This window comes from Paenibacillus sp. J22P218 (assembly GCF_056269195.1).
In genome coordinates, this window is record NZ_JBWDNL010000002.1 from 650,249 (window position 1) to 675,451 (window position 25,203).

The 25,203-nt window shown below is 50.2% G+C and carries 25 protein-coding genes; 19 read left to right on the forward strand and 6 right to left on the reverse strand.

What is annotated here, in order from left to right:
• The first annotated feature begins 25 nt into the window (after positions 1–25).
• The 3 genes from AC0YN0_RS11705 to holA all read left to right on the forward strand — a co-directional run bounded on the left by AC0YN0_RS11705 (position 26) and on the right by holA (position 3,053).
• On the forward strand, positions 26–574 hold the full coding sequence (locus AC0YN0_RS11705; protein WP_475821417.1) for an RNA polymerase sigma factor: 549 nt from the start codon (positions 26–28) through the stop codon (positions 572–574).
• The gene (locus AC0YN0_RS11710) at positions 571–1,650 is read left to right on the forward strand and encodes an anti-sigma factor family protein (protein ID WP_475821418.1); all 1,080 of its coding nucleotides are present in this window, start codon (positions 571–573) and stop codon (positions 1,648–1,650) included. The genes AC0YN0_RS11705 and AC0YN0_RS11710 overlap by 4 nt, the downstream gene beginning before the upstream one ends.
• A gap of 368 nt (positions 1,651–2,018) precedes the next feature.
• Positions 2,019–3,053 carry a DNA polymerase III subunit delta gene (gene holA / locus AC0YN0_RS11715; RefSeq protein ID WP_475821419.1) on the forward strand — a complete coding sequence of 345 codons (1,035 nt, stop codon included), beginning with the start codon at positions 2,019–2,021 and terminating at the stop codon, positions 3,051–3,053.
• A gap of 128 nt (positions 3,054–3,181) precedes the next feature.
• Here the strand turns inward: holA and rpsT are convergent, their stop codons facing one another.
• Entirely contained in the window at positions 3,182–3,454 is a 273-nt protein-coding gene (gene rpsT / locus AC0YN0_RS11720; RefSeq protein ID WP_337101560.1) for a 30S ribosomal protein S20, read from the reverse strand.
• 208 nt (positions 3,455–3,662) lie between these two features.
• On the opposite strand from rpsT, the gene gpr reads away from it, so the two are divergent.
• The 12 genes from gpr (at position 3,663) to AC0YN0_RS11780 (ending at position 16,126) form a co-directional block, all read left to right on the forward strand.
• Complete coding sequence (gene gpr / locus AC0YN0_RS11725) at positions 3,663–4,667, forward strand: GPR endopeptidase (RefSeq protein WP_475821420.1); 1,005 nt, start codon at positions 3,663–3,665, stop codon at positions 4,665–4,667.
• A gap of 196 nt (positions 4,668–4,863) precedes the next feature.
• Entirely contained in the window at positions 4,864–6,129 is a 1,266-nt protein-coding gene (spoIIP, locus tag AC0YN0_RS11730; protein ID WP_475821421.1) for a stage II sporulation protein P, read from the forward strand.
• 33 nt (positions 6,130–6,162) lie between these two features.
• Positions 6,163–6,618, forward strand: coding sequence for a hypothetical protein (locus tag AC0YN0_RS11735; protein ID WP_475821422.1), 456 nt, complete (start codon positions 6,163–6,165; stop codon positions 6,616–6,618).
• A gap of 81 nt (positions 6,619–6,699) precedes the next feature.
• Positions 6,700–8,517 carry a translation elongation factor 4 gene (gene lepA, locus AC0YN0_RS11740; protein WP_475821423.1) on the forward strand — a complete coding sequence of 606 codons (1,818 nt, stop codon included), beginning with the start codon at positions 6,700–6,702 and terminating at the stop codon, positions 8,515–8,517.
• A gap of 199 nt (positions 8,518–8,716) precedes the next feature.
• The gene (gene hemW, locus AC0YN0_RS11745) at positions 8,717–9,892 is read left to right on the forward strand and encodes a radical SAM family heme chaperone HemW (RefSeq protein WP_475821424.1); all 1,176 of its coding nucleotides are present in this window, start codon (positions 8,717–8,719) and stop codon (positions 9,890–9,892) included.
• Between the two features lie 97 nt (positions 9,893–9,989).
• Complete coding sequence (locus AC0YN0_RS11750) at positions 9,990–10,457, forward strand: N-acetyltransferase (RefSeq protein WP_475821425.1); 468 nt, start codon at positions 9,990–9,992, stop codon at positions 10,455–10,457.
• A gap of 149 nt (positions 10,458–10,606) precedes the next feature.
• Positions 10,607–11,632 (forward strand): heat-inducible transcriptional repressor HrcA, encoded by a 1,026-nt coding sequence (gene hrcA / locus AC0YN0_RS11755; RefSeq protein WP_337101567.1) that lies wholly within the window; start codon positions 10,607–10,609, stop codon positions 11,630–11,632.
• A gap of 22 nt (positions 11,633–11,654) precedes the next feature.
• Entirely contained in the window at positions 11,655–12,209 is a 555-nt protein-coding gene (gene grpE, locus AC0YN0_RS11760; RefSeq protein WP_475821426.1) for a nucleotide exchange factor GrpE, read from the forward strand.
• Between the two features lie 59 nt (positions 12,210–12,268).
• A complete protein-coding gene (gene dnaK, locus AC0YN0_RS11765; protein ID WP_337101570.1) occupies positions 12,269–14,110 on the forward strand; it encodes a molecular chaperone DnaK in 1,842 nt (613 codons plus the stop codon).
• A 131-nt stretch (positions 14,111–14,241) separates the two neighbouring features.
• On the forward strand, positions 14,242–15,369 hold the full coding sequence (gene dnaJ, locus AC0YN0_RS11770; protein ID WP_475821427.1) for a molecular chaperone DnaJ: 1,128 nt from the start codon (positions 14,242–14,244) through the stop codon (positions 15,367–15,369).
• A 387-nt stretch (positions 15,370–15,756) separates the two neighbouring features.
• Positions 15,757–15,918, forward strand: coding sequence for a YfhD family protein (locus tag AC0YN0_RS11775; RefSeq protein WP_475821428.1), 162 nt, complete (start codon positions 15,757–15,759; stop codon positions 15,916–15,918).
• Between the two features lies 1 nt (position 15,919).
• A complete protein-coding gene (locus AC0YN0_RS11780) occupies positions 15,920–16,126 on the forward strand; it encodes a hypothetical protein (RefSeq protein ID WP_442051688.1) in 207 nt (68 codons plus the stop codon).
• An 80-nt stretch (positions 16,127–16,206) separates the two neighbouring features.
• Here the strand turns inward: AC0YN0_RS11780 and AC0YN0_RS11785 are convergent, their stop codons facing one another.
• The 5 genes from AC0YN0_RS11785 to AC0YN0_RS11805 form a co-directional block, all read right to left on the reverse strand.
• Positions 16,207–17,043, reverse strand: a complete 837-nt coding sequence (locus tag AC0YN0_RS11785) for an ABC transporter ATP-binding protein (RefSeq protein WP_475821429.1) — start codon at positions 17,041–17,043, stop codon at positions 16,207–16,209.
• A gap of 14 nt (positions 17,044–17,057) precedes the next feature.
• Positions 17,058–18,173 carry a taurine ABC transporter substrate-binding protein gene (locus tag AC0YN0_RS11790; RefSeq protein WP_475821430.1) on the reverse strand — a complete coding sequence of 372 codons (1,116 nt, stop codon included), beginning with the start codon at positions 18,171–18,173 and terminating at the stop codon, positions 17,058–17,060.
• A gap of 30 nt (positions 18,174–18,203) precedes the next feature.
• Entirely contained in the window at positions 18,204–18,980 is a 777-nt protein-coding gene (locus AC0YN0_RS11795; protein WP_475821431.1) for an ABC transporter permease subunit, read from the reverse strand.
• Positions 18,981–18,996: 16 nt separating this feature from the next.
• Complete coding sequence (gene ssuD / locus AC0YN0_RS11800; protein ID WP_475821432.1) at positions 18,997–20,124, reverse strand: FMNH2-dependent alkanesulfonate monooxygenase; 1,128 nt, start codon at positions 20,122–20,124, stop codon at positions 18,997–18,999.
• Between the two features lie 250 nt (positions 20,125–20,374).
• Positions 20,375–20,968 (reverse strand): TetR/AcrR family transcriptional regulator, encoded by a 594-nt coding sequence (locus AC0YN0_RS11805; protein WP_442051693.1) that lies wholly within the window; start codon positions 20,966–20,968, stop codon positions 20,375–20,377.
• A 272-nt stretch (positions 20,969–21,240) separates the two neighbouring features.
• Between AC0YN0_RS11805 and prmA the strand changes: the two genes are divergently transcribed.
• The 4 genes from prmA (at position 21,241) to mtaB (ending at position 25,166) form a co-directional block, all read left to right on the forward strand.
• Complete coding sequence (gene prmA, locus AC0YN0_RS11810; protein ID WP_475821433.1) at positions 21,241–22,236, forward strand: 50S ribosomal protein L11 methyltransferase; 996 nt, start codon at positions 21,241–21,243, stop codon at positions 22,234–22,236.
• Positions 22,237–22,250: 14 nt separating this feature from the next.
• A complete protein-coding gene (locus tag AC0YN0_RS11815) occupies positions 22,251–22,907 on the forward strand; it encodes a site-2 protease family protein (RefSeq protein WP_475821434.1) in 657 nt (218 codons plus the stop codon).
• A 73-nt stretch (positions 22,908–22,980) separates the two neighbouring features.
• A complete protein-coding gene (locus AC0YN0_RS11820) occupies positions 22,981–23,769 on the forward strand; it encodes a 16S rRNA (uracil(1498)-N(3))-methyltransferase (protein WP_475821435.1) in 789 nt (262 codons plus the stop codon).
• 5 nt (positions 23,770–23,774) lie between these two features.
• On the forward strand, positions 23,775–25,166 hold the full coding sequence (gene mtaB, locus AC0YN0_RS11825) for a tRNA (N(6)-L-threonylcarbamoyladenosine(37)-C(2))-methylthiotransferase MtaB (RefSeq protein ID WP_475821436.1): 1,392 nt from the start codon (positions 23,775–23,777) through the stop codon (positions 25,164–25,166).
• Positions 25,167–25,203: the final 37 nt, after the last annotated feature.

Consider the following 25,203-nt stretch of genomic DNA (forward strand, 5'->3'; position numbering starts at 1 on the left):
AGGTTGCAAGAGAGGGGGATCCTTCGTGGTGGAGCCGGACCTCATACGAGCCGCCCAGTCGGGAGATCGCGACGCTTTAATAACTCTATTGCGTGAGATTGAAACCCATGTTTATCGGACAGCCTATTATATATTGAATAACGAGCAGGACGCTATGGATGCGGCCCAGGAGGCGCTTATACGCATCTATACGAAGATCAGCTCTTATGAAGAGAAGGCTCAATTCAAGACATGGATTCAACGAATCGTGACAAACATATGTATCGATAAATTTCGAAGGAATAAGCCGACGGTATCGATTGACGAGCATGAGATGGTTTTTCGCGAGAAGCAGAATGTAGAGGACGAGGTCATGTCCGCGTATGCGGTACAAGACATTCGGTCCGCGATCGAGAAGCTTCCCGAGCACCATCGGGCTGTCGTCGTGCTTCGTTATTTGCAGGATTTCTCGTACAACGAAATTGCCGATTCGCTCGATTTGCCGCTTAATACGGTGAAGTCTTATTTGTTTAGAGCTAGACAGCAACTGCAAACTTTACTCCATGATTATCAGAAAGGTGGTGTCCGGGGATGAATTGTCAAGAGGTGATGGATTTAATGCACAGGCAGCTAGATGGCGATCTCGACGAGAGCGAGTACAGCGTCTTGATAGATCATACTAGACATTGTCCGGACTGTGCAGCAATGTATGATAGACTTCAGTTGCTGTCCGCCGAACTTACTAGTTTGCCTAAGGTTGTTCCGAGCTATAGCTTAGTCGATGCGATATTGCCGGAGCTACAGCGTTTGGACCTGGAAGAGCGAAGCGATTCGATGCATGTCGTTCATAAGGATGAAGTTGAACAGGGGCAGGGGAAAGCGGCAGCTCGCCGGTTGGCGCGCAGCCGACGTCTTCCATCGCTTCGGTATGTGGGCGGTATCATTGCGGCAGGTGTCGTCGCCGGCTTGTTCATTATTGGCTATAACGCAGGAATCGGCCCGAGCTTCGACAACGACAGTGCGGGTTCGATGACCGCTCAAGAATCGGCTTCCAATGACACGATGGACATTGCTCAACAAAGCGACGTATATAGCTATAAGTCAGACCAAAAAATAGAGCAGGACGCGTCTGCCGCCCAAGAGGACACCAAATCGTTAGGTGATTCAGATGGCGGCGCTCAGCCTAGCGTTCGCACGCAAGGAAATGAAGGATCACCTGCAGCAGTTGCTCCAGACGAGTTAGACGAAGCAACGAGCTCAGGTGAAGTCGGCAAACAGCCGATACCTGAATCCGAACAGGAGCTGGAGACGTCTAATACCTTGGAAAGCGGAGCGTTAAGCGGCGATGGAATGAGCAATAAGTCCGGAACCGACACCTTTACGTCTACGCCGGGCACTCAAGGGATTATGAGCGAAGTGCCGGTTGCGATTACTGCCATTTCACCTAATGGAGAATGGCAAGCGGTCGCGGAAGGCTTTAAGGTGAAGATATTTAAGACTGCGGATCAATCGCTTCTGTTCGAGACAGACCGAAAGAACGGCAAGCTTGCCGGGCTCGTTTGGTCAGACGACAATACCGTGCTGAACTATGAAGTACAGTTGGAACAAGGCGCTAGTGAGAAATATGTTATAGACGTAAAGGCAGGAAGCGACACGAAGGCGCAACATTAATTTGCGGGTATTCGCACACTATCCTGAAGCTTTGCGTATAGTATAAGCAACGAGCAACCATTGCAAGCTGGCGAGAGCGTGACGAACGTATGACCAACCGTAGGGCGGTACCATGGACCTGCCTGCGGCTGTTTATATAGATGTTCGGCAAGCTGGGCCGGGCTGACTGTTAACGGAGTAGGGCATCCGGATAATAGTGAGAACCGGGTCATGTTGAGGGATAAGCGTTGTTTGTTTCATCAATCAGCTCTTATCTTTGGACAAAGGGATGTAGCCTTCTGACGGCACATCCCTTTGTTGCCGTCTATTCTAAGTCATAGTGTGCCAAGCTGAGATTAAGGACATTATTGGGAAGGCGGTGAATACGATTGGATCCGAAGGAAGCATTAAAGGAAATTAAGGGAGGCCGTTTCAGACCGATCTATGTATTGTACGGTAAGGATCGTTACCGCGTTCAGCATTTTATTGATACGTTATCGGACAAGCTGTTTACGTCTGATGAGAGAGAGCTCGGCATCGTTAAATTCGATACTGCCGAGACATCGATCGAGGAAGCCGTATTGGAAGCGGAGACGCTGCCTTTCTTTGTGCCGCGCAAGCTCGTGTTAATTCGAGATATGAATGTGTTTGCCGCTGGCGGCAAAGAAGGCGGCAAGATCGAGCATAAGCCCGAGAAGCTGTTGCAGTACATAGAGAATCCTTCCGAAACGTCGGTTATTGTGGTAAGCGTGCATGCGGAGAAGCTGGATGAACGCCGTAAGCTGGTGAAGACACTTAAGGATCGGCATTCGCTAGTCGCTTTTCCAGAACTGGACGCGGCGCAATTGAAGCAATGGATGATCAAGCGTGCAGCTGATCAGCAGAGAACTCTCGAATCAGAAGCAGCCGATCTTCTCTTCATACGGACAGGCGCCAATATGCAGCAGCTGGCGCAAGAGGTAGACAAGCTTTGTCTGCATGCTGGAGCAGGGGGGACGATTACCGCTGAAGAAGCGTCGATGCTTACTGCCGCAACGGCCGAAGAGGATGTATTCGCGCTTGTCGAAGCTATCGCTGAGCTGCGTATCGACCGTGCGCTGCGTATGTATCGCGAGCTGCTCATCAGGAGGGAAGAGCCGATCAAGATTGCTGCGCTCATCGCAAGGCAACTGCGTATCATGCTGCAGATTAAGGAGCTTGAGCAGCATCAGTATTCGCCGCAGCAGATGGCTGGGCAGCTCGGCCTTCATCCTTATGCGGTGAAGCTGTCTGCGGAGAAGAGCCGCAAGTTCCAAACAGCAAGACTCGGGCAACTGCTCGCGTCGTTAGCCGACTTGGATTACAAAATGAAGACAGGCGCCATTGACAAGACATTAGGACTTGAATTGTACTTGCTATCATTAGGACTTGAGCAGAGAGCGTAGCCGCGACATTGCGGCAGCGCTGCTGCTCTTTTTTTATCACAACTGGAATTCCCACTATTCCATATAACACAAAAAACGGCTTCACCGTTCGCTAAGCGATCGATGAAGCCGTTTCAACTTGGCTGTTATTAAGCTTGTGCCGACAAGGCATTCAGCTTTTTAGCAAGGCGCGATTTTTTGCGGGAAGCCGCATTTTTATGAATCAGGCCTTTCGTAGCTGCTTTGTCCAATTTTTTGGTAGCAGCGATCAATGCAGCTTTAGCTGCGTTAACGTCAGTGCCAGCAATTGCTTGGTCAGCAGATTTAACGGCCGAACGAAGTGCGGATTTTTGGGATGCGTTCAAAGCACGGCGTTTTTCGCTTGTTTTGACGCGTTTAATTGCGGATTTAATGTTTGGCATGGAATTCACCTCCTAAACTGTTCACAACGGTAAATATCTAGATAACACAACTTAAAATATATTATCATGCAGGTTGCCAAAAAGCAATAGTAACCAATGCGGGGTCTAGACGTCAATAGGATGCGGCCAAAGAAATCAAAGTATGAAAATGATCTCCTTGCAAACAATAACGAAAGTACATACGTACGCAAGAAGGGAGCACCGAACAATGAGTGAGCTTGATCTGCAGCAATATAATATTCGAACCGACTTGGCGCTGGAAGCGAAAGAAATGGCGGAAACGCCGGGCGGCGGGCCGATACCCGGCATTGTCTCCGAGGTGACGGAGGATAACGGCATTACGATTACGCAGCTGCATGTGCAGAATGAGCAGGGCTCGCAGGCGATCGGCAAAATGCAAGGCCAATACGTAACAATCGAGGTGCCGGAGCTGCGCAATCAGGATACGGAGCTTCAAGACCGGGTGGCAACGGCGTTCGCCAAACATTTCGAGAAGTTTCTGGAACGGCTCGGCATTAACAAAATGGCCAAAGTATTGATCGTCGGCTTGGGCAACTGGAATGTTACTCCCGACGCGCTTGGACCGCTAGTCGTCGAGAACGTTATGGTTACTCGGCATTACTTTGAATTAATGCCCGATCAAGTCGCGCCGGGCTATCGTCCCGTTAGCGCGATCGCGCCAGGCGTACTCGGCATTACCGGCATCGAGTCAAGCGAGATCGTACAAGGGATCGTGGAGCGCTCGAAGCCTGATCTTGTTATTGCAATCGACGCTTTGGCGTCTAAAGCGATTGAACGGGTGAATACGACGATTCAAATTGCGGACACAGGCATTCATCCCGGCTCGGGTATAGGCAATAAGCGCAAAGGATTGACGAAAGAAATATTGGGCGTGCCTGTCATCGCGATAGGCGTGCCGACGGTCGTGTACGCTTCGACCATTGTCAACAATACGCTCGAGATGATGAGATCCCATATCGAGAAGCAGAAGGGCGATTCGAATCATATTTTCGGAGTCATGAACCAGTTGCCCGAACAAGAGCGTCTTCAGCTTGTAAAGGAAGTTCTGAGTCCGCTTGGCCATGATCTGCTCGTTACCCCGAAGGAGATAGACCAGTTTATTGAGGATATTGCCAACATTATCGCTAGCGGACTTAACGCTTCGCTTCATGATGCGGTGGATACCGATAATGTGGCTGCCTATACGCATTAAGGATTACATGTGACGTCCCGGTCTTTGGCTGGGACGTTTTTTTGCATTCCTGCCTTCTCACATAAAACGATCCTCTCCCAATCCAAATCTATGAGATTGCAACCAACAAACTGCTTCTCTAGTGGTTCTATGAACTCGGCGGCGATCATAGATTAATAGTAGCTAACGTACATTTAAGGCGGGAGGAATACAAGGGATGAAACGAACGATGATGCTGCTGGATTTTGGGAAAGAAAGCAGGCGGATACGAAATTTGCTGGTGACGGGGCGCACGTTTGCGCTTCTTTCATTTAGCTCGACCTTATTTTTTATTTTGATAGGATTAGCGGGCATGGCTCATCAGCAATCGACGGCCGATCCGGTCAATTCAATGAAAGGCTTCGCTGCATCGGTATCTAGCGGCTTCTTTGGGGACATGCTAGAGATGGAGATGCCTGCATTCCAGAGCAGCGGTGAATCGGGTTCACTTTCCAGCAAGCAAATCAGCAAATTTCTCATTCGTGCGTTAACCGATATTAATCCGAATGATCCGAAAAGCCTTCTGGCAGGTGAATTGCCGGGTATGAGCGCGAACGACGCATTCCTTATTCGGCAGGGCATTGGAACGGACACCGCAATTGGACCGGAAGACAATACGCCAATCATATCCGAGCCTAACACGGGCACAGGTATTGGTTCTGAAGGCTCTGAGGGCTCCGAAGGCTCCGAAGGCGCAACCGATCCCGGAGCTGCACCAACAACGCCGGCAACCGATGCTCCATCGCAAGGTGATGGAGACGAACCGTCAGAGCCAACGACAGGTGGCGAGGACGTTGTCTTCATCTATCATTCGCATAATCGCGAATCCTGGTTCCCTGAATTGACGGAGAAGATGAAGGATCCGAACTCCACGACGACTAACATCACTTTGGTCGGCAAAAGACTCGCGGATAAATTGGAGGAAGAAGGCGTCGGCGCGCTGCACAGCAAGACTGACTACCCGACCGCGATTAAGGATTACCGCTGGGAGCTGTCCTACAAATATTCGATGAAGACAGTGAAGGAAGCGATTGCGAGCAGCAAGAAACTTAAGTTTTTTTTCGATCTGCATCGCGATTCGCAGAAGCGTAAATATACGACGATTGATATTAAGGGCAAAAGTTATGCTCAGGTGTATTTTATAATCGGCCACAAAAATCCGAACTGGAAAGAAAACGAAGAGTTCGCTACGCAAATCCATGAAGAGCTGGAGAAAAAGTATCCTGGCATTTCGCGCGGCATTTGGGGCAAGACAGCTGCTACGGGCAATGGGGAATATAATCAATCGCTCGCTTCGGACAGCGTGCTAATCGAGATCGGCGGAGTAGATAACACGCTTGAGGAATCTTACCGTACGGCAGATGCGCTTGCGGAAGTCATTGGCGAGATCTACTGGGAAGATGCGAAGGTAACGGCTCCTAATACAAAGGGCAATGCAAGCTAGCCATTATGAACGAATGGAAGGGAAGAATGAACGATGAAGAAGGGTGCGCTTAAGTGGACGCTGTTGGGAGGCGCGATTGTGTTTATTGTTTTATACGGAATCGAAATGTCTTCATCCGGCATTGAGCGCATTAACGGTTCCTTCGAGGAAACGGAATCGGGCAGCGGCTACTATGACGAATACGAAAGTGACGGAACTCAGGAAAATATAGAGCAGCAGGATGAGAACTTGGTCTATGCGCGTAAGATTGAGCAATTGGAGCGCGAGCTTGAGGAGACGAAGCGTCTGCTGACCAAAGCTGGCAAAGCAGATGCCGAAGCAGGCGAGAGTACGGCTGTCGATGAGAACGAGCGGCTGCCTGGTATTCCGCTTCAAGAGAACGAGCCCGCCGTCGACAAGCTGGCGGAATCCGCTTCAGGAATGCTGCAGTCTGTATCGAGCGGAGGCATCCGATTCGTCGTCTCGATCTTCGACGGATTGACGAAGTGAGAATGAACATTGCCCACATGCCCCTTAAGCTGATATACTAGAAAGAATGAGTAGAATTATTGGAAATTGTGGGGGTTAGGCATGACAGACGTTCGTGACCGACAAAAGAAAATTAGAAATTTTTCTATTATTGCGCATATAGACCATGGCAAATCAACTTTGGCCGACCGGATACTGGAGTATACCGGCGCACTTACTTCCCGCGAGATGCAATCGCAGGTTCTTGATCAGATGGATCTGGAGCGGGAACGCGGCATTACCATTAAACTTCAAGCGGTTAGATTAGGATACCGCGCCGATGACGGCGAAGAGTACATTCTGAACTTGATCGATACGCCGGGACACGTCGACTTTACATACGAGGTATCTCGAAGCATGGCGGCCTGCGAAGGAGCACTGCTTGTTGTTGACGCGGCGCAGGGTATCGAGGCTCAGACGCTTGCCAACGTTTACTTGGCATTGGACAACAGCCTGGAGATCTTGCCTGTCATTAATAAGATCGATTTGCCTAGCGCCGAGCCTGAACGAGTGAAGCAGGAAATTGAGGATGTTATCGGACTTGATGCAAGCGAAGCCGTTCTTGCATCAGCGAAAGCGGGTATCGGCATAAAGGAAATATTGGAGCAGGTCGTAGCCAAAGTTCCGGCACCGACCGGAGATCCGGATCAGCCGCTTAAGGCACTTATTTTCGACTCGCACTACGATCCCTACAAAGGCGTAATCGTATATGTGCGCGTCATGGACGGCAGCATCAAAGCCGGCAAAAAAATTCGCTTCATGGCGACGGGAGCGGAATTCGAAGTCATTGAGGTCGGTGCCTTCAAGCCGCGGATGACGATTGTCGACGAGCTGGCCGTAGGCGACGTAGGCTTCGTTGTAGCAGGCATCAAAAACGTGAAGGATACGCGTGTCGGCGATACGGTGACGGAAGCGAAGCGTCCGGCTCCAGAGCCGCTGCCAGGTTACCGTCGTATTAATCCAATGGTATTCTGCGGCTTGTATCCGATCGAGACGCAAGATTACAATGATTTGCGCGAAGCGCTTGAGAAGCTTGAGCTGAACGATGCATCGCTCAGATACGAGCCGGAGTCTTCGACAGCGCTTGGCTTCGGCTTCCGTTGCGGATTCTTAGGCCTGCTGCATATGGAGATCATTCAGGAGCGTATTGAGCGCGAGTTCAATATTCCGCTTATTACGACGGCGCCAAGCGTTATTTATAAGGTAACGTTGACGAACGGAGATACAATGGATATCGACAACCCGTCGAACTATCCTGAAGCGGGCAAGCTTGATTATGTTGAAGAGCCCTTCGTTAAAGCGGGCATTATCGTGCCTAACGACTATGTCGGAGCGATCATGGAGCTTTGTCAAAATAAACGCGGCGAGTTCGTTAACATGGAATACTTGGATACGAACCGCGTTACGATTACGTACCAAATCCCGTTGTCCGAGATTGTATATGATTTCTTCGATCAATTGAAGTCGAATACGAAGGGTTACGCTTCGTTCGATTATGAAGTATCCGGCTATCGCCGCTCGAATCTCGTGAAGATGGACATCATGCTGAACGGCGAGCAGGTTGACGCCTTGTCGGTCATCGTTCACCGCGATCGCGCATACAACCGTGGACGTCTCATTTGCGAGAAAATGAAAGAGCTTATCCCGCGTCAAATGTTCGAAGTGCCGATCCAGGCATCGATCGGAACGAAGGTCATTGCCCGCGAGACGGTTAAGGCTATGCGCAAGAACGTTCTTGCCAAGTGTTACGGCGGCGACATCAGCCGTAAGCGTAAGCTGCTTGAGAAGCAGAAGGAAGGCAAGAAGCGGATGAAGCAGGTTGGTAGCGTAGAGGTGCCGCAGGAAGCGTTCATGGCTGTTCTTAAGATCGACGAGAATTAAGCTTAAGCGTCTAAAGTAGCGAAGCGAGGGAGAGCGCGGCTCTCCTTCTTTTTATTGAGATATTATTTTTTTAAAATATAGGAAAGTATAAGTTTCACTCTTATCTTCATGCCTATATTTCACCGCGAAACGAAAGCTTGTGCCGCCAAGGACGGCGACAGCCGTTTACGCTTGGCGCACGACGGAAGGAGGACTAACGATGAGTGTTACAAGTGTCATACAATCGCCAAGAGCGTTATATATTCACATTCCCTTTTGTACGAACAAATGTCATTATTGCGACTTTACTTCCTATGTATTGAAGGGTCAGCCCGTCGATCAATATTTGATTGCGCTAGAGCAGGAGATGAAGCGGACGACCGAGCTGCTGCCGCCCGTGGAGATCGATACCGTCTTCGTAGGCGGGGGTACGCCGACCGTACTGACACCGCCGCAGATGAAAGTGTTTCTTGATGCGGTTAAGTCTCATTTTCCGCTCGCTCCGAACGTTGAATTCACGATGGAAGCAAATCCCGGAACTACGGATATCGAGAAGCTTCAGGCGATGCGAGATGGCGGAGTCAATCGAATCAGCTTTGGTGTCCAGTCGTTCGATAACGGCTTGCTGGAGCGAATCGGCCGTATTCATAGTGTAGATGATGTATACCGGAGCTTGGAGAATGCACGCAAGGTCGGCTTCACCAATATGTCGATCGACCTTATGTTCGGCTTGCCGGGTCAGACGATCGAGCATTTGACCAGCAGCGTCGAAAGCGCGCTTGCGCTCGATTTGAAGCACTATTCGATATACAGCTTGAAGGTTGAGGAGAATACGCTGTTCCACAAGCTTTATGAACGCAATGAGCTGCCTTTGCCAACTGAGGATGAAGAATTTAATATGTTCATTCGGTTAATGGATTTGCTGAAGGCCGGCGGCTACGAGCATTATGAGATCAGCAACTTTGCAAAACCGGGATACGAAAGCCGTCACAACTCTACGTATTGGCGCAATGAGCCGTACTACGGCCTCGGCGCAGGCGCGCATGGCTACGCCAATCGTCAGCGTCATGTGAATTTGAAAGGGATTACGCCTTACATTGATGCTGCCTCCGAGAAGCTGCCGCGGCTGGACTCTTTCGAGGTGAGCGAGCAAGAAGCAATGGAGGATTTCATGATGGTAGGCTTGCGGCTGCTCTCAGGCGTTCGCTCTTCGAATTTCACAAAGCAGTTTGGCAGCGGCCTATCTTTGGAACAGAAGTTTGGTCCAACGATAGACAAGCTTCTGAGAGACGGCTTGCTCGAGAAGCTGGAATTATCGGATGATACCGTGTATAAGCTTACTTCACAAGGTGTATTGCTCGGAAATGAAGTGTTCGGAGCTTTCCTCGAGGGCTAATGATCGGCACTATTTTTACTATTGTGTTAAAATACATTGTGTTGTATATTTATTCATATTGTTTTATCATCAGTGGTGAGCGGAGGCGAAGGCAGCGATGCAGGCATTAGAGGTTCTATGCAGAAAAGCGACGTCCGATGATATCGAGACGTTGTTTCAATTAATTAAGGGTTATGCCGAGAAAGGCATTATGCTGCCTCGTACACGAGAAGCTCTGCAACATATAATAGATACTTTCGTCGTTGCCGAGATTGACGGTGTTGTCGTTGGCTGCGGCTCCTTAAGCAGGCTTGGCGACGACTTGGTGGAAATTCGCTCGCTCGGCATGACGGATGGTTACAGAGGGCTTGGCATCGGCAACAAGCTTGTCGAGAGCTTGATCGAGCAGGCCAAGGCGCTGAACGTTACTAAAGTGATGGCTCTCACGTACGCGGACAACTTCTTCAAGCGCAACGGCTTCACGATCGTGGAGAAAGAGATTTTTCCGGAGAAGGTGTGGAAGGACTGCGTCAACTGCCCGAAGCAGCATGCATGCGATGAAATCGCCGTGCTCAGAACGGTCTAAAGCATCTTCCGACGTCATAACGAACAAAAAATACCGAACCGACTTGACAATCGTTAAGCTGGTTTGGTATTTTTGTATTAATGATTAGCACTCGAATCGATTGAGTGCTAACGATGGCGGTGATCAACAATTACGTAGGGGGAATTCGAATGCTGACGGATCGACAACGGATGATATTGCATGCAATAGTGGATGATTATATTCGCTCGGCTGAACCGGTTGGTTCACGCAGCATCTCGAAGCGAGGCGACGTAGCTTTCAGTCCGGCCACCATTCGCAACGAAATGGCCGATTTGGAGGAGCTTGGCTTTCTTGAACAACCGCATACGTCTGCCGGACGCGTGCCTTCTACAAAAGGATACCGTTATTATGTCGACCATTTGGTGAAGCTAGGCGAGGTTAATGAGCATGACCTAGGTATGGTTCGCTCGTTCGTTACGGATAAGATGAGCCAGATGGAGGAAGTGATCCAACATGCTGCCGGCATTCTGTCCAATCTGACGAACTATACGTCGATCTTGCTCGGACCTGAGCTGTTCTCTAATTCCTTGAAGCATTTCGGCTTAGTACCGCTTGACGATACGTCGGCTGTAGCCATTATTGTTACGAATACAGGCCATGTCGAGAATCGGACGATTTCGCTGCCGCAAGGTTTTAAGATGGACGATATGCAGAAGGTCGTTAACATTTTGAACGAGAAGCTGACAGGCGTCCCGTTGATCCGCTTAAAGTCGAAGCTCTATTCCGAGGTTGGCCAAGAGCTGGAGCGTCATGTCGATCATTTCGAGCAGGTGCTTCAAGTGCTTGACCATGCGCTGCAAAGCGACGATGAGCATCGCATTTTCTTAAGCGGCACGACGAACATGCTGACACAGCCGGAGTTCAAAGATGTCGACAAAGTGAAAACGATTTTGGATTTGCTTGATGAGACACCGGCAATAATGAAAATGTTTTCCGCTTTGCCATCAGGTATACAAGTACGTATTGGAACAGAAAATGACCACAAGGCGATAAGTGACTGCAGCTTGATTACGGCAACCTATGCCGTCGACGGCCAGTCGCTTGGAACGATCGGCATTTTAGGTCCTACCCGGATGGAATACGGCAAAGTAATCAGTTTGCTTGATCTAATATCCAAGGATATGGCGCTCTTAATGAGCCGCTGGTATAAGTAACGACTTTTAAGGAGGTGACAAGGTGACTAACGAACAACATAACGAAGCAGCAGAAGCAGTAGAAGAGCAAATATCCGAAGAGCAGCAGCAAGCTGCCGAGGAGACCTTCGCAGAGGACGTAGCAACAGATTCCCGTTATGCTGAGCTCGAGAAGCAAGCTGAAGAAGCACAACAACGATACTTACGCGCGCAAGCGGACTTTGATAATTTCCGCCGCCGTACGACGAAGGAGAAGGAAGAGCTCGCGCAATACGCTTCCATGAAGCTGATTACGCAATTGCTTCCAGTGGTTGACAACTTCGATCGCGCTATGGCTGCAGCTTCCGCAAACGGCGATTTTGAATCGCTCGCCAAAGGCGTGGAGATGATCTTCCGACAATTAGAGCAGACACTTATCGGCGAAGGGCTGAAGGCGATGAATGTCGTCGGCGAACCTTTTAATCCGGAATTCCATCAGGCTATTATGCAGGTAGAGTCCGATGAGCATGAAGAAGGCATTATTGTCGAGGAAGTGCAAAAGGGCTACATGCTGAAAGATAAAGTATTGCGTCCAGCGATGGTTAAAGTAAGCGGCTAATCACGACTAATCAATAAATGGATTTCGTTCCACAAAACTTTTTAGGAGGAAATAAAACGATGAGTAAAGTAATCGGTATCGACCTTGGTACGACGAACTCTTGCGTAGCAGTTATGGAAGGCGGCGAAGCCGTCGTTATTCCGAATCCAGAAGGCAACCGCACTACGCCTTCCGTAGTAGGCTTCAAGAAAGACGGCGAACGTATTGTCGGTGAAACGGCAAAACGCCAAGCGATCACAAATCCTGATCGTACGATCAGCTCGATCAAACGCCATATCGGCACGAACCATAAAGAGCAAGTAGACGGCAAAGATTTCACGCCGCAAGAAATTTCCGCTATTATTTTGCAAAAGCTGAAGTCCGATGCAGAAGCTTACCTCGGTCAAACGGTAACGCAAGCCGTTATTACGGTTCCAGCTTATTTCAATGACAGTCAGCGTCAAGCGACGAAGGATGCAGGCAAAATCGCAGGTCTTGAAGTGCTTCGTATCGTCAACGAGCCGACAGCGGCTGCGCTTGCATACGGCCTTGAGAAAACAGAAGACCAAACGATTCTTGTATACGACCTTGGCGGCGGTACATTCGACGTATCGATTCTTGAGCTGGGCGACGGCTTCTTCGAAGTTAAAGCGACTAGCGGCGACAACAAGCTCGGCGGCGACGACTTCGACCAAGTGGTCATCGATCACCTTGTTGCTGAATTCAAGAAAGAGCAAGGCATCGACCTTTCTAAGGACAAAGCTGCCGTTCAACGTCTAAAAGACGCGGCTGAAAAAGCGAAAAAAGAATTGTCCGGCGTCCTGACTTCTTCGATCTCGCTTCCGTTCATTACAATGGTTGACGGCGTTCCTCAGCATTTGGAGATGAGCCTGACACGTGCGAAATTCGAAGAGCTGTCCGCAGCGCTCGTAGAGCGTACGCTTGGACCGACTCGTCAAGCGCTTAGCGATGCTGGCATGTCCCCGAGCGACATCGACAAAGTTGTCCTTGTAGGCGGATCGACGCGTATTCCAGCCGTTCAAGATGCGGTTAAGAAGCTAATCGGCAAAGACCCGCACAAAGGCGTTAACCCGGATGAGGTTGTAGCCCTCGGTGCTGCCGTTCAAGCAGGCGTATTGACTGGCGATGTGAAAGACGTTGTATTGCTCGACGTTACTCCGCTATCGCTCGGTATCGAAACCGCTGGCGGCGTGTTCACGAAAATGATCGAACGCAACACGACGATCCCAACAAGCAAATCGCAAGTTTACTCGACCTATGCTGACAATCAGCCAGGCGTAGAAATACACGTATTGCAAGGCGAGCGTTCCATGGCGAACGGCAATAAAACGCTTGGTCGCTTCACGCTGAACGATATTCCTCTTGCTCCGCGCGGCGTACCGCAAATCGAAGTTACTTTCGATATTGACGCGAACGGTATCGTTAACGTATCCGCTCTGGACAAAGGAACAGGCAAGAGCCAAAAAATTACGATCACTTCGTCGAGCGGTTTGAGCGACGCTGAGATCGAGCAAATGATGAAGGACGCTGAGCTTAACGCAGAGGAAGACCGCAAGCGTCGCGAGCTTGTTGAAGCGAAGAACAGCGCTGATCAGCTCATCTACTCCGTCGACAAAACGATCAAAGACCTTGGCGACAAAGTAGATGCTTCCGAAATCGAGAAAGCAAATGCAGCGAAAGAAAAATTGACTGCTGCGCTTGCTACTGACGATATCGAACAAATCAATGCTGCGGCTGCCGAGTTGACTGAAATCGTTCAACAGCTTTCCGTGAAGCTCTATGAGCAAGCACAAGCTGCACAAGGCGCTGAAGGCGGAGAGCCAGAAGCAGGCGCTGGAGCTTCGAAAGGCAAAGATAACGTTGTCGATGCCGATTACGAAGTTGTAGACGACCAGAAGTAATAGGCGTTTAGCAGGAGCGTGAGGTCAAGGGCGGGCGTAGCCTGTCTTTGACCTCCTTTCTTGCGAATAAGCATATTGACGACGGGCCAATTGGCAGTTGAAATCATAGCATATAGCGGAGGTGAGAACAGATGGCAGATAAACGCGATTATTATGAAGTGTTAGGCGTTGGCAAAGATGCCTCCGCAGACGATATTAAGAAATCATACCGTCAGCTTGCTCGCAAGTTTCATCCCGACGTCAATAAGGAAGCGGACGCGGAGTCGAAATTCAAGGAAGTTAAGGAAGCTTATGACGTCCTAAGCGACGATGGAAAACGTTCTACTTACGACCGTTATGGTCATGTTGATCCGAATCAAGGCATGGGCGGCGGCGGAAATGGCGACTTCGGCGGCTTCGGAGACATTTTCGATATGTTCTTCGGCGGCGGCGGAGGCGGCAGACGCGATCCGAACGCACCGCAGCGCGGCAATGACTTGCAGTATACAATGACCGTCGAGTTCAAGGAAGCGGTATTCGGCAAAGAAACGGAAATTACGATTCCTCGCACCGAGACATGCGACACTTGTCATGGTTCTGGCGCGAAGGTTGGCACGAAGCCGGAAACATGTACGATCTGTAAAGGCAGCGGCCAGCAAGAGGTTGTTCAGAATACGCCGTTCGGCCGTATGGTCAACCGTCGTGCTTGTACGAATTGCAGCGGCACGGGACGCGTTATCAAAGACAAATGCGGCACTTGTCACGGCGCTGGCAAAGTGAAGCGTCAACGCAAAATCAACGTTCGTATCCCAGCGGGCGTGGACGAAGGCGCACAAATTAGACTTTCTGGCGAAGGCGAAGGCGGCTTGCGCGGAGGTCCAGCAGGCGATTTGTACATCGTTATCCGTGTCAAAGCGCATGAATTCTTCGAACGCGACGGCGACGACATCTATTGCGAAGTTCCGCTTACGTTCGCTCAAGCAGCGCTTGGCGACGAGATCGAGATCCCGACGCTTACAGAGAAGATTAAGCTGAAGGTGCCTGCGGGAACGCAGACAGGGACGTACTTCCGCTTAAAAGGAAAAGGCGTACCAAAGCTTCGCGGCTACGGCCAAGGCGATCAGCATGTGAAGGTAACGGTCGTTACTCCAACGAGTCTGACCGAAGAGCAAAAAGATTTGCTTCGCCAATTGGGCGGCCCGGGCTCCGAGTCTGCCGGCGATCAAGAACATCATGAATCGATATTCGAGCGCATGAAGAAGGCGTTCCGCGGTGAATAACCCGGAACGTCTTTTTTTTGTAGGATGTGAATCATTAGTACGGACTCAGTTGGCTCTTAGAAGGCTTAATCAGTATATTTCTTGGTGTTACGGACACAGAGGACGCTATCGGGAGAATGAGGGGCCATGGAATGAGCTTATTGGAAATAATTCAAGCCATAAGGTTTCTGTAGTCCTTAACGCTGATCAAACACCATTTATGTCTTGGTTAAGGTCTATAGTGTCCGCAACGGGGATAGAACTGGATGACCGCTAATTTACAGCTAATGTGATGGATCTGCCTATATTACTGCTTTTGACGCATAGAAAAAAGATTATAGGAGCACTCTATTCAGGTAATGCAGTTATACGCATACGCGAAGAAGTAAACTAAAGGAGACGATACAGATGACAGAGAATCAAAAGAATGAGCTCGAGAAAGAGAATTTTGCTCAATTGCCGATCGGGAAAAACGAGGACGTAGAGTTTTCCGAAGAATTGGCGGACGAGGCGGATCGCCAAGCTGCCCAGCGCGCAGCTGAAGCGGATCAACGCGCTCAGGAGCAGTAAGATGAACCAGGTCGAGATCAAAGCGACCTTCAGCGGCGAGAGCGCCGCGCAGGAGGCGCTGCACAAGCTGCAAGCGCTTCGGGTAGTCGATGTCGGCGGGCTGTATGAGCAGGGCTTGCTGACCGCTACCGTTGATGCGGCCATTGCAGACAAAGCGCTGCGTCTTATCGAACAGATCGGCGGTCAAGCAGACACGTCGATCTTGTAACAGATAGACAAGAAAAAGGAGCTATCTCTTAAGGTTATTCCTTGAGATAGCTCCTTTTCTGTTAGTTAGGATGATGCTTATTATTGGGTAGAAGCAGCATCGTGCTGCGACGTTCGCAGCGACCTGACAAGACTTTCGCGAAGTTCAGCGAAGCGAGGATGCTTGCGTCCGCTTGCGAACGGTTCTATGCGGCTGTTAAGGGGATTGGCGATATCCGAATGGATGCGGCCCGGTGAGCCCTGCATCGTAATGATGCGAGTGCCAAGCAGCAGTGCTTCATCCACGTCATGGGTTATGAACAAAATGGTTTTGCCCGTTTGCAGCCATAGCTTGCGCAGCAATTGCTGGAGCGCTTCTCTCGTGAGCGCATCGAGCGAAGCGAAAGGTTCATCCAGCAGCAGAATGCGAGGCTGAGGGGCTAGTGCTCTTGCAATGGCGACTCGCTGCTTCATGCCGCCTGACAATTGATAGGGAAGCAACGAGGCATTATTCGAAAGCCCAACCTGTTCGAGGACATTGTCTGCTACTTGCTTGCGTTTTGCTTTTGGCAGACCGGACATCTTTAGTCCGAATTCCGTATTTCGCTGAACCGACAACCAGGGAAACAGGTTAGCGTGTTGGAACACGACGCCGACCTCAGGATGCGGTTTGACATGAGGCCGCTCAAACACGCTTACCGTACCAGCGGAAGGCTGCTCATAACCGGCGATAACCTTAAGCAGAGAGGTCTTGCCGCAGCCTGAAGGACCGAGCACGCATACGAATTCTCCTTCTTCAATCGTAAGATCGATACGGCGCAGAACCTCTGATTGAGCTGTTTTGCCCGGATAGATTAGGCTGATATCCTCCAGCTTAACAGCTTCGGCAGCCGCAATGTCTCCTGCTGGCTGTATGAATGGTTGAGCAGCTTCAGTCATCGCTTTTCCTCTCCTTATCGCTTGATTCCTTCGTTCCAAATTCCTTTTTGATACACATCTGCTTCCGGGGCTGTCGGAATAGTCTGTTGCTCGACGAGAAATTGTCCAGTCTGTTGCAGCACTTGTGCGAATCCGCTAATGCTGTTGTCTGTACCTAAATACTTGGCATCCTGCTGTTCTGCCGATGTCAGCCATACGAGCTCATGCAGCTGCGGCAACGTGTCTGCTTCGGATTGGCTGAGCAGTGGCGCTACCGCTTTGGCCGCTTCTTCAGGCTTGGAACGGTATAATTCGACAGACTCATCGAGCAGCGAGACGTAATCTTTCACGAACTGCGGATATTGCTCCGCGAAGCTGCGGCTCACAATGCCTACGTCGGCCGTAATGATGCCTTGCTCCGATAACTGCTTGGCAGAGATAAGTATTTTGCCGTCCTCAGCAATGAGTTTGGCGAGTGAAGGCTGCCAGACAAACGCTCCATCGATATCTTTACGCTGCCAAGCTGCAACGATATCCGGCGGCTGAAGGTCGAGAATCGAAACCGTCGATGGATCGACGCCTTCCTTCTTTAATGCGGACAGTAAGCTGAAGTGAGTGGTCGAACCGAATGGGACGGCAATCTTCTTGCCGCTTAAATCTTTGACGCTGTTAATATTGGAGCTATTGCGCACTGCAAGCGCTTCGTTATCACCGATAATATCGTGCAGGAAGTATACTTGATACGGCAGATCGCTCGCAAGACCAATAGCTACAGGAACAGAACCGGCAAGACCGAGATCAATGCCGCCAGCTGCGAATGCCGTATTCACGTCCCGACCGGAATCGAATTGAACCCAGGTTACTTTGACACCGGGAAACTTTTTCTCGGCTAAGCCCAGCGCTTTCGTAAGCAGTTCCGCATTCGGAATGACTTGGAAACCAATGCGGACCTCCTTAGGCAGCTGCTCAGCTTGCGCAGGCTCTTCGGTGCTTTCACTTGGTTTAACGGTTTCTTCAGCCTTTGTCTCCGGCTTATTAGTCTGACTCTCAGTATTACTGCCGTTGTTCGAGCTGCATCCCGATAAGATGCCGACAAGCGCAATCAACATAATAATTGCAATAGATACGGTTTTGGTTTTTAGAGTTTTCATTAGACTCCACTCCTTAACAATATGTTTTATTTACTCTTTGCCGCTCCAAGGAACAAGCTTCCTCTCGAGCAGGCGGATCGCCGAATCGATAACTATGGCGATTAATCCCATTAGAATAATGCCTGCAAAAATAATATCGCTCCTAAGAAATTTGCTCGCGTCCAGCACCATCCAGCCGATGCCGGACATCGCGGCTACCATCTCAGCTGCAACAAGTGTCGTGTAGCTAACGCCGATCGCTGTTCTTAGACCGGTGAAAATCTCGGGCAGCGAGGAAGGCAACAGCACATGCAGATACAGCTTGCTTCGGGTCGCGCCGAGCGTCTTGGCGACGCGAATGCGGTCAATCGACACCTTTCTGACACCGGCAACGACGGCAATGTAGAGCGGGGAGAAGGCCGCTAGGTACAGCAGGGCGATTTTGGATGAATCGCCGATTCCGAGCCACAGAACAAGCATGGTGTAGTAGGCGAGCGGAGGCAGCGGTCTGTAGAACTCAATGAAAGGATCGAGCAAAGCTCTGACAGTCGCCGAAGCTCCGCTAATGAGACCTAGCGGAATCGCGGTTATAACCGCGAGCGCGAAAGCACTCCCCAGGCGGAAAAGGCTGTCGGCGACGTGCAGTCCGAGGGAATGGCCTTTATATCCGGATTGCCAGATTTGTGCGAATGCCAGCCATACTTTTTGCGGTGATGGGATGAATAAAGGGTTGACCCAGTTGAGTGCTGTTACAGTTGTCCACACGATAATTACGAAAGCTACAGACAGTGCGGAATACAGTAAGTTACGATAATTAGCGTTTGACATGGCAGTCTCCTAACGTTTAGCGGCTGTGCTTTGGATCGTAGTGGTAAGCGATCATCTCACCGCCGCGTGCTGCCGCCGTTTGGTTATCAGCTTGCTGTGAACGCAGTTTCGGAAAGAGAAGCTCGGCAACCCGGTAGGCTTCCTCTAAGTGCGGATAGCCGGACATGATGAAAGTCTCGATACCGAGTGCAGCGTATTCCTTCATTCGAGCAGCAACCAAGTCGGGATCACCGACTAGAGCAGTACCGGCTCCGCCTCTGACTAGTCCGATACCTGCCCATAGGTTAGGCGATATTTCGAGATTGCTTTGGCTCCCGCTATGAAGCTCGGTCATTCTGCGCTGGCCATGGGAGTCCATGCGCGCATAGATTTGCTGGGCTTTGGCAATCGTACCTTCATCCAGGCGGCTGATGAGACGGTTTGCTTCCGCCCAAGCCTCCGCTTCGGTCTCCCTGACGATGACATGCAGCCGAATGCCGAACTTGATTTCCTTCCCCGCCCGAGCGGCAATGTCTCTCATTCGATCGATTTTTTCCTTCACCTGAGCTGGAGGCTCTCCCCAAGTTAAGTAGTAATCCGCATGTCGGGAAGCGACATCCATTGCGGCGGGCGATGAGCCGCCGAAGTATACAGGCGGGTATGGACGCTGGAGTGAAGGGAGCATATTGATAGCATTCTTCACTCTAAGATGGTTTCCGTCGAAGGTGACAGACTCGTTGCTAAGCACTCTGCGCCACACATCCATGAACTCGTCGGTAAGCTCATAACGTTCGTCATGATCCAGAAACAAGCCGTCAGCTTCAAGCTCATCGGGATCACCGCCGGCGACGACATTGACGAGCAGACGTCCCTCGGAATTGCGATCGAAGCTTGAGGCCATGCGAGCAGCTAGCGTAGGAGACATAAGTCCCGGACGGACAGCGACGAGAAATTTGAGATTTTTCGTTACGGGAATTAACGAAGCGGCGGTCACCCATGGATCTTCGCAAGAACGCCCGGTAGGGAGCAGCACCCCATCATAACCAAGATCGTCGGCTGCAGCGGCAATCTGGCGATAGTAGGCAGGTGTTGTTGACCTTGCTCCGAAATCTGAACCAATATATCGGCCGTCACCGTATGTCGGTATAAACCAAAATAGCTTCATAGCGCTCATCCTCTTCCTTTTAGTTGACTAATTAATCTCATCGGATAAGTTGGTATAATGAAAATAAAAAAAGCATAAAGACTCTTCTTTGCGAAGTTGTCCTTATGCGTCTCCAGCGGTCTGGTAGACTTGCGATGAATAATTATTCACTATGTACACATGATAGCAGCAATTTCCAAAATGAGTAAATCTTTTTTTCAAATAAAAGAAAGTATAAAATTTGCTGCTAATTTCACCTTGGAAAAAGATGTTATTTGAGCAGCAAGGCAATCATTTTATCCGGGGTAAGCGTGGCGATTTCTTGAATACCCGGTATACTGTGCAGAATTAGGCCCTCCATCATCGATACATAAATAAGCGCAAGCTCGAAGCTGTCTCCGTTCTTGAAAATGCCAGCCGTTTGGCCTTCGGCAATAATCGCGGCCATTGGCCGCAAGTTGTCAATGAAACGTTCGCTGACCGCCAGCGTTACTTCATGAGGTACGGCTTCCGATGTGCGTGCGTATTGAAGGATAGCGGTAATCGCCCAGCCGTTGCGGTAGACGAGCCAGTTCTCGGTATACCAATACAGCTTATCGTAGGGTGATGCGTTTAATTGCAGCGCCTCCTCGACGAACACCCGATATTCGCGCTGTCCGTTTTCAACCAAGGCTTTAAAGATTTGATCCTTTGAGAGGAAATATTTATATACATTTCCAACGCTGATTCCAGCCTGTGAGGCAATGTCCGCGATCTTCGTTGCAGGTAAGCCGCGCCGCGCAATAACGTGCATCGCTGCCTCAAGAATCTGGCTTTGCCTCTCGTCGCGAAGCCTTTGATCTTTCTCGATATTTCTAGGTGACATGGTGCTCAGCCCTCCTGAACGTTGTATTAAGAAGAAACGCCTGACGGTGTCCTTTCTAGAGCCGTTATCGTTTCGTCGAAACGTATAGAGAAAGTATGAGCAAAATTATATACTTTCCTATACGTCAAAAAAGCAATCAGCAAGATTGCTTCCAGCATTTAGTAAGCATTGTAGCATAATTATCGCTAAAGTTCGCTATAACACTTTTGTGCAAAAGCCGCTCGTGGTGTACAATAGATGTTAGGTTTTTATTGTATTGGAGGACGTTATCTATGAAATGGCATGAACTAACGATCGCGACAACAGAAGAAGCGACGGAAATGATCTCGAATTTTTTGCATGAAATGGGCGCTGGCGGCGTATCCATTGAAGAATCAGGCACGCTGAACAAGCCGCGCGACACTTCGCTCGGACAATGGTATGAGCTGCCGCTTAACGATATACCGGAAGGCAAGGCCGTGATCAAAGGGTATTTTGCCGAAGAAACGAATGTTGAAGAACTGATTGCAGCGATTAAGCCGCGCGTTGAGCAGCTTAGAGAATTTGATATAGATCCGGGTAATGTGGAGTATACGTCTGCGGAAGTGGACGATGATGACTGGGCAACGGCATGGAAGCAATACTTTAAGCCGCTCCGCATATCGGATAAGCTCACGATCAAGCCGACTTGGGAAGAATATGAGGCTGGTCCAGACGAGCGGATCATTGAGCTTGACCCTGGAATGGCCTTTGGAACGGGAACTCACCCGACTACTGCTTTATGCTTGCAGACACTCGAGTCTGTCGTGCGCGGCGGGGAAGAGATGATCGATGTCGGCACAGGTTCAGGCATTCTTGCAATTGGCGCATGCCGACTTGGCGTGAAGAGCGTACTGGCGCTGGATCTTGATCCGATTGCCGTATCAAGCGCCACGGAAAATGTGCGGTTGAACGATCTGTCCGAGCAGGTGGAGGTTCGTCTGAGCGACCTGCTGGGCGTTCTGCGCGAAGATCAGGCGGATTCGGCGGGAATCGAGCACGGACTGCGCGTTACCGTTCCAGTAGATTTGGTTGTGGCGAACATTCTCGCGGAGATTATACTGCTGTTCATCGACGATGTGTTCGAAGCGCTTAAGCCAGGCGGTACATATATTGCATCGGGCATCTGGAAAAACAAGGAGACCGACGTTGAGGACGGCTTGATCCGTTCCGGCTTCGAGATCGTAGAGAAAAGACGCGATGAGGATTGGATTGCATTCGTTGCTAGAAAACCCCTAGGGAGTGAATAAATCTGGAAAACTTTTTGAGGTATCCGATTGACGAACTGCCTTTCCTTGTATTGGCGCTCATCATAGCTTTTACTGTTCATGAATTTGCTCATGCCTACAGCGCCTATAAGTTTGGAGATGATACTGCTTATAATGCAGGACGCGTGACGCTTAATCCGCGCGTTCATCTCGATATTCTTGGAACAATCCTTATCTTAATTGCGGGATTTGGTTGGGCTAAGCCGGTTCCCGTTAATCCGAATAAATTCAAAAAACCAAAGTTAATGAGTATAATTGTAACCGCAGTAGGTCCATTAAGTAACTTGCTCATTGGGGTAATCGCCGTCTTTATTTACGTTGCGCTGGTTGCATCAAATGTATTGAACGGAGCATCTCCTGGGGTAATAGCTGCAGTAGAAACATTTTTTGAGTATTTAATATCTTTGAATTTCCTTTTATTTGTTTTTAATTTAATTCCTTTGCCGCCACTTGACGGTTATCGTATCATTTCCAACCTAATGCCTTTTAAAATAAGATATAAGATGGATCAAAACGTACAATGGGGAATGTTCATTTTTTTAATAATTGTGTTTATCCCTCCTTTGCGAAGAGTAACGCTAGATCCGATATTGGGCTGGGGAGTAGACCTCGCAAATAACACTTTTGAATGGGCATATCGAATCTTTTTCTGATGGATTGGCAATGGTTTATCATGGATTTTACGAAGTGAAACATGCTATGATGAAGGATGGTTAGAGACCTACGATGCAGCGATACTTTGTAGCAGCAGATCTATTTACCGAGACGCAGGTGCGTTTGACGGGCGAGGATGCCCATCATGCGGCGCGCGTTATGCGGATGAAGCCGGGCGATAAGTTCATCGTAAGCGATGGCGCGGCTCGTACGGCGATAGCGGAAGTGACGGATGCGTCCGCTACGCTCGTCGAAGCCGACATTGTAGAGCAGCTGTCCATGGACAGCGAGCCTCTCTGGTCGGTCACGATTGCCCAAAGCTTGCCGAAGGGCGATAAGATGGAGCTTGTTATCCAAAAGGGAACGGAGATTGGCGCTTACGCGTTCGCGCCATTCCAGTCCGAGCGGATGATCGTGCAGTATGATGGCAAAAAAGAAGCGAAGCGGCTCGAACGCTGGAGCAAGATCGCCAAGGAAGCGGCGGAGCAGTCTCATCGCAACCGTGTGCCGGTCATTGAGCAAGTTCAGAGCTGGCGCGAGTTGATGCAAGGGATCAAGAACTATGATCTTGTTCTGTTCTGCTATGAGCGCGAAGGGGATGCGGCGCATGGCAAAGGCATCCGAACGGCGGTACAAGAGTGGATATTGCGCAGCGAACGATCCGGGAATCAAACTGCGCCTGCCAACATCATGCTTATTGTCGGTCCCGAGGGCGGCTTCACCGAGCGCGAGGCTGCTGAGGCGGAAACGACAGGAGCCGTGCTTGTCGGGCTCGGCAAACGAATACTTAGAACGGAAACAGCAGGTATCGTCGGATTAACCTGCTTACTATATGAATCCGGAGAAATGGGAGGAGCGTGACCACTATGCCAACGGTCGCATTTTACACCTTAGGCTGCAAAGTTAACTTCTACGATACGGAAGCGATTTGGCAGTTATTCAAAAACGAAGGCTACGAGCAGGTCGATTTCGAATCGACGGCCGACGTCTATCTTATTAACACATGTACGGTTACGAACACGGGGGATAAAAAAAGCCGCCAAATCATTCGCCGTGCGGTACGCCGCAACCCGGATGCCGTTATCGCGGTAACGGGCTGCTACGCGCAGACTTCGCCTGCCGAGATTATGGCGATTGAAGGCGTCGATCTTGTAATCGGCACGCAGGACCGTGACAAAATCATGTCGTTCGTCGATCAGATTCAAGACGATCGCAAGCCGGTCAACGCCGTTCGCAACATTATGAAGACGCGTGACTTCGAAGAGCTAGACGTGCCGGACTTCTCGGACCGTACACGCGCGTTCCTGAAGATTCAAGAAGGCTGCAATAACTTCTGTACGTTCTGCATCATTCCATGGTCGCGCGGCTTGTCGCGCAGCCGCGATTCGCATAGCGTCATCGAGCAAGCGAAGCAGCTGGTAGCTTCCGGCTACAAGGAAATCGTCCTAACGGGCATTCATACCGGCGGCTACGGCGACGATATGGAGAACTATAATCTTACAAGCTTGCTGTGGGATTTGGACAAGGTAGAAGGGCTGGAGCGTATTCGGATCAGCTCGATTGAAGCTAGCCAGATCGACGACGCCATGATCGACGTCCTCAATCGTTCGAGCAAAATGTGCCGCCATCTTCATATTCCGTTGCAAGCGGGCGAGGATTCGGTGCTAAAGCGGATGCGCCGCAAATATACGACGGAGCAATTCGCAGCCAAAATTAAACGTCTGCATGAAGCGATGCCGGGTGTTGCGATTACCACGGACGTTATTGTCGGATTCCCTGGAGAGACCGAGGAAATGTTCGAGAGCGGCTACCGTTTCATGGAGGAGCTTGGCTTTGCCGAAATGCACGTATTCCCTTATTCCAAGCGGACGGGAACGCCTGCCGCGCGTATGGAAGATCAAGTGGATGAAGAAGTTAAGAACGAGCGCGTGCATAAGCTGATTGATCTGTCCGAGCGTATGCAGCTTCAATATGCGAAAACGTTCGTGGGCGAAGTGCTGGACGTGATTCCTGAACGGGATTACAAAGGCGCGCCTGGTACCGGGCTCATCATGGGCTACACGGACAATTACATTCAAGTGGTGTTCGAAGGCTCGGAATCGCTGGTCGGCAAGCTTTGCCGCGTTAAGATCACGGAAGCGGGCGTTAACGAATGCCGCGCGACACTCGTAAGAGTGCTTGACGACGAACAGGCGATTATGCGCGAGTCTGACGTTCATAGCTTCGTGCTGGAGCGTCCTGAAGCCATTCGTGCTTAGTTTCGGATAACGGCTTTATATGGGATTCCTTTTCTTT

Excerpts from the sequence above, each read along its gene's own strand:
- gpr (WP_475821420.1), top strand. The coding sequence starts at position 3,663 with ATGAGTGAGCTTGATCTGCAGCAATATAATATTCGAACCGACTTGGCG.
- AC0YN0_RS11735 (WP_475821422.1), top strand. The coding sequence starts at position 6,163 with ATGAAGAAGGGTGCGCTTAAGTGGACGCTGTTGGGAGGCGCGATTGTG.
- ssuD (WP_475821432.1), bottom strand. The coding sequence starts at position 20,124 with ATGAAGCTATTTTGGTTTATACCGACATACGGTGACGGCCGATATATT.
- dnaJ (WP_475821427.1), top strand. The coding sequence starts at position 14,242 with ATGGCAGATAAACGCGATTATTATGAAGTGTTAGGCGTTGGCAAAGAT.
- hemW (WP_475821424.1), top strand. The coding sequence starts at position 8,717 with ATGAGTGTTACAAGTGTCATACAATCGCCAAGAGCGTTATATATTCAC.
- AC0YN0_RS11790 (WP_475821430.1), bottom strand. The coding sequence starts at position 18,173 with ATGAAAACTCTAAAAACCAAAACCGTATCTATTGCAATTATTATGTTG.
- prmA (WP_475821433.1), top strand. The coding sequence starts at position 21,241 with ATGAAATGGCATGAACTAACGATCGCGACAACAGAAGAAGCGACGGAA.
- AC0YN0_RS11805 (WP_442051693.1), bottom strand. The coding sequence starts at position 20,968 with ATGTCACCTAGAAATATCGAGAAAGATCAAAGGCTTCGCGACGAGAGG.
- AC0YN0_RS11780 (WP_442051688.1), top strand. The coding sequence starts at position 15,920 with ATGAACCAGGTCGAGATCAAAGCGACCTTCAGCGGCGAGAGCGCCGCG.
- mtaB (WP_475821436.1), top strand. The coding sequence starts at position 23,775 with ATGCCAACGGTCGCATTTTACACCTTAGGCTGCAAAGTTAACTTCTAC.
- AC0YN0_RS11710 (WP_475821418.1), top strand. The coding sequence starts at position 571 with ATGAATTGTCAAGAGGTGATGGATTTAATGCACAGGCAGCTAGATGGC.
- AC0YN0_RS11785 (WP_475821429.1), bottom strand. The coding sequence starts at position 17,043 with ATGACTGAAGCTGCTCAACCATTCATACAGCCAGCAGGAGACATTGCG.
- AC0YN0_RS11750 (WP_475821425.1), top strand. The coding sequence starts at position 9,990 with ATGCAGGCATTAGAGGTTCTATGCAGAAAAGCGACGTCCGATGATATC.
- AC0YN0_RS11775 (WP_475821428.1), top strand. The coding sequence starts at position 15,757 with ATGACAGAGAATCAAAAGAATGAGCTCGAGAAAGAGAATTTTGCTCAA.
- dnaK (WP_337101570.1), top strand. The coding sequence starts at position 12,269 with ATGAGTAAAGTAATCGGTATCGACCTTGGTACGACGAACTCTTGCGTA.
- lepA (WP_475821423.1), top strand. The coding sequence starts at position 6,700 with ATGACAGACGTTCGTGACCGACAAAAGAAAATTAGAAATTTTTCTATT.
- spoIIP (WP_475821421.1), top strand. The coding sequence starts at position 4,864 with ATGAAACGAACGATGATGCTGCTGGATTTTGGGAAAGAAAGCAGGCGG.
- AC0YN0_RS11795 (WP_475821431.1), bottom strand. The coding sequence starts at position 18,980 with ATGTCAAACGCTAATTATCGTAACTTACTGTATTCCGCACTGTCTGTA.
- AC0YN0_RS11820 (WP_475821435.1), top strand. The coding sequence starts at position 22,981 with ATGCAGCGATACTTTGTAGCAGCAGATCTATTTACCGAGACGCAGGTG.
- rpsT (WP_337101560.1), bottom strand. The coding sequence starts at position 3,454 with ATGCCAAACATTAAATCCGCAATTAAACGCGTCAAAACAAGCGAAAAA.
- hrcA (WP_337101567.1), top strand. The coding sequence starts at position 10,607 with ATGCTGACGGATCGACAACGGATGATATTGCATGCAATAGTGGATGAT.